The sequence below is a fragment of the Citrobacter sp. Ca225 genome (assembly GCF_030337175.1).
Taxonomy (GTDB): Bacteria; Pseudomonadota; Gammaproteobacteria; order Enterobacterales; family Enterobacteriaceae; genus Citrobacter_A; species Citrobacter_A amalonaticus.
On the sequence record NZ_JAOWCD010000064.1, the window covers coordinates 1 to 8,108 of the forward strand.

General features: G+C 51.3%; 7 protein-coding genes and 2 pseudogenes. 4 read left to right on the forward strand and 5 right to left on the reverse strand.

Annotated features, from left to right (window positions below; translation table 11 throughout):
- Positions 1–159, forward strand: a pseudogene (locus OGW13_RS25845) (IS5/IS1182 family transposase); the annotation flags it as partial.
- Between the two features lie 148 nt (positions 160–307).
- Here OGW13_RS25845 and OGW13_RS09300 read toward each other — a convergent pair.
- The 3 genes and pseudogenes from OGW13_RS09300 to OGW13_RS09310 form a co-directional block, all read right to left on the reverse strand.
- Positions 308–535 (reverse strand): annotated as a pseudogene (locus tag OGW13_RS09300) (tetratricopeptide repeat protein); the annotation flags it as partial.
- A 46-nt stretch (positions 536–581) separates the two neighbouring features.
- Positions 582–1,847 (reverse strand): tyrosine-type recombinase/integrase, encoded by a 1,266-nt coding sequence (locus OGW13_RS09305; RefSeq protein WP_287115983.1) that lies wholly within the window; start codon positions 1,845–1,847, stop codon positions 582–584.
- 405 nt (positions 1,848–2,252) lie between these two features.
- Positions 2,253–2,932, reverse strand: a protein-coding gene (locus OGW13_RS09310) for an IS1 family transposase (protein WP_248188595.1) whose coding sequence is annotated in 2 segments (ribosomal slippage) — positions 2,253–2,701 and positions 2,701–2,932 — 681 coding nt in all. Because the reading frame shifts where the segments join, the coding sequence is not laid out codon by codon here.
- A gap of 50 nt (positions 2,933–2,982) precedes the next feature.
- Here OGW13_RS09310 and tnpA point away from each other — a divergent pair.
- From tnpA to tnpC, 3 genes are read left to right on the forward strand one after another with little or no spacing between them, the layout of a single operon-like run.
- Positions 2,983–3,363: an IS66-like element accessory protein TnpA gene (tnpA, locus tag OGW13_RS09315; RefSeq protein WP_114212950.1), complete on the forward strand. Its 381-nt coding sequence runs from the start codon at positions 2,983–2,985 to the stop codon at positions 3,361–3,363.
- Positions 3,360–3,707: an IS66 family insertion sequence element accessory protein TnpB gene (tnpB, locus tag OGW13_RS09320; protein ID WP_114212947.1), complete on the forward strand. Its 348-nt coding sequence runs from the start codon at positions 3,360–3,362 to the stop codon at positions 3,705–3,707. Before tnpA ends, tnpB begins: the two co-directional genes overlap by 4 nt.
- Positions 3,708–3,756: 49 nt before the next feature.
- Positions 3,757–5,295 carry an IS66 family transposase gene (tnpC, locus tag OGW13_RS09325; RefSeq protein WP_114212948.1) on the forward strand — a complete coding sequence of 513 codons (1,539 nt, stop codon included), beginning with the start codon at positions 3,757–3,759 and terminating at the stop codon, positions 5,293–5,295.
- A 362-nt stretch (positions 5,296–5,657) separates the two neighbouring features.
- Here tnpC and OGW13_RS09330 read toward each other — a convergent pair whose 3' ends face one another.
- Both OGW13_RS09330 and OGW13_RS09335 read right to left on the reverse strand, forming a co-directional pair.
- Positions 5,658–6,947, reverse strand: a complete 1,290-nt coding sequence (locus OGW13_RS09330) for an autotransporter outer membrane beta-barrel domain-containing protein (protein ID WP_353622476.1) — start codon at positions 6,945–6,947, stop codon at positions 5,658–5,660.
- A 112-nt stretch (positions 6,948–7,059) separates the two neighbouring features.
- Entirely contained in the window at positions 7,060–8,040 is a 981-nt protein-coding gene (locus OGW13_RS09335) for an IS5-like element ISEc68 family transposase (RefSeq protein WP_000082736.1), read from the reverse strand.
- Positions 8,041–8,108 lie beyond the last annotated feature (68 nt).

Below are 8,108 nucleotides of genomic sequence, written 5' to 3' on the forward strand. Positions count from 1 at the left end.
GTGGAGCACCCATTTCGCATCATCAAGCGACAGTTCGGCTTCGTGAAAGCCAGATACAAGGGGTTGCTGAAAAACGATAATTAACTGGCGATGTTATTCACGCTGGCCAACCTGTTTCGGGCGGACCAAATGATACGTCAGTGGGAGAGATCTCACTAAAAACTGGGGATAACGCCTTAAATGGCGAAGAAACGGTCTAAATAGGCTGATTCAAGGCATTTACGGGAGAAAAAATCGGCTCAAACATGAAGAAATGAAATGACTGAGTCAGCCGAGAAGAATTTCCCCGCTTATTCGCACCTTCCTAAGATTTTGTGGTAAAACCGTGGCGAAAAGCTATCGCACCTTTAATGTATTCTCCATTCAGAAAATACAGAAGACTAAGTTCATACCAGTAAGGTGAAAATTCAACTACATGCACCATCAGTACATGGACTGCCCCTCATGGTCGCCATGAGCGTAACAATTCCGGTCCTATCAATCAGCGTGCTCCCTGATTATCTTCGGGGTTGTACGCCAGTATTTTATCAATGAGTGCTCTTCCCCTGTGAGGGAAGAGCATGTGTGTGTATGGAGTTCTGTCACCTTCTCAAAGGATTATTAATTTTTGCATAGTCAAAAGGGCTGATACTCTGTTCCCTGTTAGCATCCAGAAAATCAGCCCACCACTGCAACATCAGCTTTCGCTCATCCAGATGTTCCGCTTTATGGATATACGCAGCCCGCACTGTGTTACGTTCCATATGGCTCATCTGACGTTCGACCGCATCTCTGGACCAAAGACCTGACTCAATCAACGAACTACAGGCCATTGCCCGGAAGCCGTGACCACAGACATCGACCTTTGTATCATAGCCCATCAGACGCAGTGCGTTATTTACAGTGTTCTCACTCATGGGTTTCCATGGATTGTGATCGCCGGTGAAAATCAGTTCATGTTCTCCGCTGATAGTGTGGATCTGCTTCAGTATATTCACCGCCTGAGTAGATAGTGGCACAAGATGCTCTGTTCGCATTTTTGAGCCACGATGGGAATACTTGACCCCTTCAATAGGTTTCCGCTCAGGAGGAATGGTCCACATGGCTTTCTTGAAGTCGATCTCAGACCACCTGGCAAAGCGTAGTTCGCTGGAACGGATGAAGATAAGCAGGGTGAGTTTAGTTGCCTGCCGGGTGAGAGGTTGTCCTCTGTAGGCATCCAGTCGTTCAAGAAGCTCTGAAATGCGATTTAAGGCGAGGGCAGGGCGGTGCTGGCGTTTCACTGTGGTTAACGCGCCAGCCATATCCAAGGCAGGGTTATAGGTGATAATGCCTGACTGGGCAGCATAGCGCATGATTGCAGTGATACGCTGCTGAAGGCGCGCTGCGATTTCATATATCTCCTTTGCTTCGGCTGCTTTAACGGGAACAAGTAAATCGGGAGTCCTGAGGGTGGTAATGTCACGTGAACCAATAAAGGGGAAAACATGAGTTTCGAGGCTTTTCAGTATCCTCTCATTGTGTGAGGCTGACCATTTTTTGTTGCTCTTATGCCACTGTCTTGCGATGCCTTCAAATGTCTGAGCTGTTTCGGGTACCGACTTTTTGATCCTTTTCTGTTCGCATGGGTCAGTTCCCTCAGCTATCAGCTTTCTCGCCGTATCGCGTTTTTCCCTTGCTTCTGATAACGAGACTTCAGGATAGACCCCCAGAGCGAGCGTTTTCTCTTTGCCCAGAAACCGATAGCGGAGCCGCCAGTAGCGAGAGCCGTTAGGGTGAACGAGCAAGAACATGTTGCCGCTGTCGGCAAGTTTATAAGGTTTTTCATCCGGTTTAGCGGCACGGATTTTAGCGTCAGTGAGCGCCATTGGCGGTATCTCCTGATAGTAAAAAGGGGTATAAATTTTATCGAATCAGACTATACCCTCAGTTGTACCCTCGCAAGGGACTTGATGCGGGTTGAAGTTGATTGAGTTGGGTGGAGTTAAGGGATTGTAGGAATGTTGGTTTTGGCGGGCTTAGAATGAAAAAACGGACCTCCGTGGAGGTCCGTTGATATGAATTTGGTGCCCGGACTCGGAATCGAACCAAGGACACGGGGATTTTCAATCCCTTCAAAAAAGACCAAATGCTCTATCAGCACTAACAGTTTTTTACTGGTTTGCCTTGAGAAAAATGTTTAAGTTTGCTGCAATATGATGTAAGCAATGCTTAAATACGGTGTTTCGAAACTACCATAATCCTACCATCAAATTGCCGGTAATGACTCCAATTTACTGATAGTGTTTTATGTTCAGATAGTGCCCGATGACTTTGTCATGCAGTTCCACTGATTTTGAGAACGACAGGGACTTCCTGCCCAGCCTTGCCAGATGCTGTCTCAGATTCAGGTTGTGTCGCTCAATTCGCTGCGTGTAACGCTTACTGATGACGTGCAGTTTTCCCTTCAGACGTGACTCATACATCGGCCAGCCGTCCGTCATCCATAGCACCACGTCAAAAACTGACAGCAGGTTCAGAAGACGCTCCAGTGTGGCTATAGTGCGTTCACCGAAAACGTGGGCTACCACCGCCCTGCGTATCCTGTCATACGCGTAAAACAGCCAGCGCTGACGTGATTTAGCCCCGACGTAACCCCATTGCTCGTCCATCTCCGCACAGACGATGATGTCACTTCCCGGCTGTATCCGGGAGGTTACTGACTGCGGCCTGAGTTTTTTAAATGGCGCAAAATGGTGTTGAGGCCCACGCCCATTAGTCGTGCGGTGGCACGGCAACCGACGCCGTTCATAGCCATATCAATGATTTTCTGGTGTGTGCCGGGCTGGGATGCGGCATAAGTGAAGGTGAGCTGCCATGTTTTACGGCAGTGAGAGCAGAGATAACGTTGATGCCCGGCAGTACTTTTGCCGTAAGCGTACAGCGTGAGCCGTCTGGTCAGAATCTGACGAATTAGACAAAGTGGTGTCCACCAAATAAGTAGTGGGAACCAAAGTGTCAGATATGCAGAAAAATGTGACTCCCGGCAGACGTAAAGGCTGTCCTAATTATTCTCCAGAATTTAAGCAGCAACTTGTTGCTGCCTCCTGCGAACCAGGAATATCCATTTCAAAACTTGCGCTTGAAAATGGCATTAACGCCAATCTGCTGTTCAAATGGCGCCAACAATGGCGCGAGGGAAAGCTGCTATTACCTTCTTCAGAGAGTCCTCAGCTACTTCCTGTGACTCTCGATGCCGCTGCCGTACAGCCAGAACCGCCCACTGAGAGCCCGGAAGCCCTCAGTATCAGCTGTGAGATAACGTTCAGGCACGGGACGCTCCGCCTCAACGGTACTGTCAGCGAAACGCTTCTGACTCTGCTGATACAGGAACTGAAGCGATGATCCCGTTACCTTCCGGGACCAAAATCTGGCTGGTTGCCGGTACCACTGATATGAGAAATGGCTTCAACGGTCTTGCCGCAAAAGTACAGACGGCGCTGAAAGACGATCCGATGTCCGGCCACGTCTTCATCTTCCGGGGTCGCAGCGGCAACCAGATCAAACTGCTGTGGTCCACCGGCGACGGGCTGTGCCTGCTGACCAAACGGCTGGAACGTGGTCGCTTCGCCTGGCCCTCTGCCCGTGATGGCAAAGTATTTCTGACCCCGGCACAGCTGGCGATGCTGATGGAAGGCATCGACTGGCGACAACCTAAACGGTTGCTGACATCTCTGACCATGTTGTAGGCCTCTTTATCCTGGTTGTTGCTGAATAAGCCTGGTAAAATATGGGCTTATGAACGACACCTCTTCTGACGAAATCCTTCTGCTGAAACAGCGGCTTGCCGAACAGGAAGCGCTGAACCGCGCCCTGCTGGAAAAGCTGGCCGACCGTGAGCGTGAAATAGACCACCTGCAGGCGCAACTGGATAAACTCCGCCGGATGAACTTCGGCAGCCGTTCCGAAAAAGTATCCCGTCGTATCGCACAGATGGAAGCTGACCTGAAGGTGCTTCAGAAAGAAAGCGATACACTGACCGGTCGTGTGGATGACCCGGAAGTGCAGCGCTCGCTGCGTCAGACCCGCACCCGCAGACCGTTCCCCGAATCACTCCCGCGTGATGAAAAGCGTATACTTCCAGCCGAATCCTGTTGCCCGGAGTGCGGTGGTTCGCTGAGTTACCTGGGTGAAGATGCCGCCGAACAGCTGGAGCTGATGCGCAGCGCCTTCCGCGTTATCCGGACAGTACGTGAAAAACATGCCTGTACTCAGTGTGATGCGATAGTGCAGGCAGCCGCGCCTTCACGGCCCATCGAGCGGGGTATCGCCGGCCCGGGGTTGCTGGGCCGTGTGCTGACCTCAAAGTATGCCGAGCACACACCGCTGTACCGCCAGTCTGAAATATACGGCCGCCAGGGCGTGGAGCTGAGTCGCTCACTGCTGTCGGGCTGGGTGGATGCGTGTTGCCGCCTGCTGGCACCGCTGGATGAAGCCCTCCAGCACTATGTCCTGAGCGACGGCAAACTTCATGCCGATGATACGCCCGTCCCGGTACTGTTACCGGGTAATAAAAAGACGAAGACCGGACGGCTGTGGACGTACGTTCGTGATGACCGCAACGCCGGGTCAGCGCGGGCACCGGCTGTGTGGTTCGCTTACAGCCCGGACAGGAAAGGTATCCACCCGCAGAGTCATCTTGCGGACTTCAGCGGCGTGCTGCAGGCGGATGCGTATGCCGGGTTCAACGAGCTGTACCGCAATGGACAGATAACGGAAGCTGCCTGCTGGGCTCACGCCCGCCGCAAGATCCATGATGTGCACGTTCGCACGCCATCAGCGCTGACGGAGGAAGCCCTGAAACGTATCGGCGAACTGTATGCCATCGAGGCTGAAATAAGGGGAATGCCGGCAGAGCAGCGCCTTGGCGAACGTCAGCAGAAAGCGAAACCGCGACTGAAATCCCTGGAAAGCTGGCTGCGTGAAAAGATGAAAACCCTGTCGCGACACTCAGAGCTGGCGAAGGCGTTCACGTACGCACTGAACCAGTGGCCGGCACTGACGTACTATGCAGACGATGGCTGGGCTGAAGCCGATAACAACATCGCTGAAAATGCGTTGCGGATGGTCAGCCTGGGCCGCAAAAACTTCCTGTTCTTCGGCTCTGACCACGGTGGTGAGCGTGGAGCGCTACTGTACAGCCTGATCGGTACATGCAAACTGAACGGCGTGGAGCCAGAGAGGTATCTCCGTCATGTGCTCAACGTAATAGCTGACTGGCCGGTCAATCAGGTCAGCGAACTGTTACCATGGCGCGTAACCCTGCAAACTGAATAACCCGTACCCGTCAATACGGCTCTCGCTGTACGCTTACATACAAAGCAATGCGGCAGGCTTTTGATTCCCTTCCCCTGGAAAAACAGGGCGAGGCCGTCAGGCTGATTGTTGCTGCCCGGGGGCTGGCTTACCAAGATTTCCCGGTAAATCTGAAAAAAGAAATGAGCCGCCTTTTTATCGTGTCCGGAGACGATTTAGACGGCCACCTCTGAGAAGACGTTTATATGGCATGCGATACAAGATCAGATAATGTGCAATCTGATCCTTCAAATCTGTAGCAGTATGATTACTCAACAATACCAGATTTAGATACAGGCTCATTCAATATGTGGAAAGAGATTCCTTTCTCTTTCCACCGATAATTAAAACTTCACGTTGAAGCCGACCATCCCCTGATATGAATTGAAATCATTACTCCCTGTTGCATAAGATACATTGGCCCAAATCCTCGTACTATCGCTGATTGTTGTTTCAATACCAGCTTTCGTTTCAAAAGAATTTTTACCACCAATAGCTGCCGCGCGTTGCCCATCAAGCTCTGGACTCTGTAACCGGCTGAGGTTTCTGTAATTAAGCTCAACATACGGCTGAATGAAGCTCCTGCTTGTATGGGTCATCGTGCTGGCCCGCAGACCCAGACGCGATTCAACAGCATCTTTGTTTCCCTTAATTCTGGTGCCTGTTTTTTCTGTGAAATCATTAGAGGTAACACCTAAATAAGTCACCTGGGCCTGTGGGGTCAGCCAGAAACTGGTTTTCTCATTTTCAGCCACACGCCATGCATAACCAGATTCAAGAGAACCAGTAATGCCACGAAGTTTATAGTCCTCTTTGGCTAACTCATGCCCCGAGACACTGGCATTAAAGTCATTCCAGCGTAACCAGCTGTCGGCATACCACCCTGAATTATCGAGGGCATTCTCAAACCATGTGAGATACATACCAACGCTGTAACCTGAAAGTTTCCCTTTTGACTGGTAACCCGTTACTGAAGAGGTTGTTTTATTGTTGCTGTTACCATATCCAGCCATCAGCCCCAAATGGTATCGCTGTTGGTTAGTCTCCCAACGGGCAATATCACCACCTAATTCAACAGTAGTGTCATAAATTCGAGTATCTAATTGGCCAGAACGATTGCTTTCTGTTCGTTTCCCTGTTGTGCGTAGCCACAGCGATGAAGCCAGCTCATCATCAGCTGTGGTTTTCACTAATCCACTTTCACCTATGCGATCATGCAGGGTCATATTAAACAGATGATTGGAACTCCAGGCATTTGCGGCATAGCTAGCACTTTCCGGGCGTAACACAGGGGTACGGTCACCTCCCTGACCACCCGTCTGGCCTGTTGCACCCGTTGCTCCTGTCTCACCTGTTGCGCCCGTTGCTCCTGTCTCACCTGTTGCGCCCGTTTCGCCTGTTGCTCCTGTCCCGCCCGTTGCCCCAGTTGCCCCCGTCTCGCCTGTTGCGCCCGTTTCGCCAGTTGCCCCCGTTGCGCCCGTCGCTCCAGTTGCACCGGTTTCGCCTGTTGCACCGGTTTCACCTTTCATTGCGAAGCTTTCCAGGTACCAGGATCCATCGTCGCTATGTTTATTCAGAAGGTATTCATAGTTCCCTTTGGAAGTTGCGATTAAGTGGTCCGCAGCTCCCGATATGACGCCCCAAACCGTCCTTTATCGACGTCCTGTGGCTCAATTTTCCAATTTTCAGCCCAAAATCGTCTCTTCGTGGCTGATTTTGGCCCTGTTTCAGGCTAATTTCCTCATTTCAGGTAGATCTCGCCTGTGCCCGTATCAATTGGTCAACTCGAACCAGGTTCGCCAGGGTGAATAACATCGCCAGTTGACTGTCATTTTTAGCCAGCCCCTTGTACCTGGCTTTGACGAAACCAAACTGACATTTTACTATCCGAAATGGATGCTCAACCTTCGCTCGGATACTCGCTTTCAGGTATTCGTAACGGATGGCCAGCTTGTTCTTGCGCGGGTGTTGCTTCAATGCATTCACTTTGCCGGGACGCTTGGCGATAAGCCAGTCTGCGCTGACATCGCTGAGCTCATCGCGCTTTTCGGCCCCCTGATAACCAGCATCGGCTGAGATAAATTCTTCATCGCCATGCAGTAACTTGCCAACCTGATTGAGGTCGTGCTCGTTAGCCGCCGTGGTCACCAGACTGTGGGTCAGGCCACTTTTGGCGTCCACGCCAATGTGCGCTTTCATGCCGAAGTACCACTGGTTACCTTTCTTGGTCTGGTGCATGTCTTCATCACGGCTGTTGTGTTTGTTTTTGGTAGAGCTGGGGGCTTGAATGATGGTGGCATCCACCAAGGTGCCCTGGGTCATTAGAACGCCACACTCTGCTAGCCAGTGATTAACGGTACTGAAGATTTTGCGGGCCAGTTCATGCTGCTCCAGCAAATGCCGGAAATTCATGATGGTAGTGCGGTCTGGAATGGCTTTATCCAGTGACAGGCGAGCAAATTGGCGCATGGAGGCGATTTCATAGAGGGCATCTTCCATGGCCTCATCGCTCAGGTTGTACCATTGCTGCATGCAGTGAATACGCAGCATGGTTTCCAGCGGATAGGGCCTGCGACCATTACCGGCCTTGGGATACACAGGCTCGATAACGCCAAGTAATTTGTCCCAGGGAAGCAAGTCATCCATTCTGCCAAGGAAAACTTCTTTGCGGGTCTGGCGGCGTTTACTGGAAAACTCACTGTCGGCAAAAGTCAGTTGCTGGCTCATCCGGTTACTCATTCTGGGTTCAGGTTACAACACGATGATCTCACATCTCGGACTTATTCGCACCTTCC

Excerpts from the sequence above, each read along its gene's own strand:
- OGW13_RS09305 (WP_287115983.1), bottom strand. The coding sequence starts at position 1,847 with ATGGCGCTCACTGACGCTAAAATCCGTGCCGCTAAACCGGATGAAAAA.
- tnpA (WP_114212950.1), top strand. The coding sequence starts at position 2,983 with ATGCAGAAAAATGTGACTCCCGGCAGACGTAAAGGCTGTCCTAATTAT.
- tnpB (WP_114212947.1), top strand. The coding sequence starts at position 3,360 with ATGATCCCGTTACCTTCCGGGACCAAAATCTGGCTGGTTGCCGGTACC.
- tnpC (WP_114212948.1), top strand. The coding sequence starts at position 3,757 with ATGAACGACACCTCTTCTGACGAAATCCTTCTGCTGAAACAGCGGCTT.
- OGW13_RS09335 (WP_000082736.1), bottom strand. The coding sequence starts at position 8,040 with ATGAGCCAGCAACTGACTTTTGCCGACAGTGAGTTTTCCAGTAAACGC.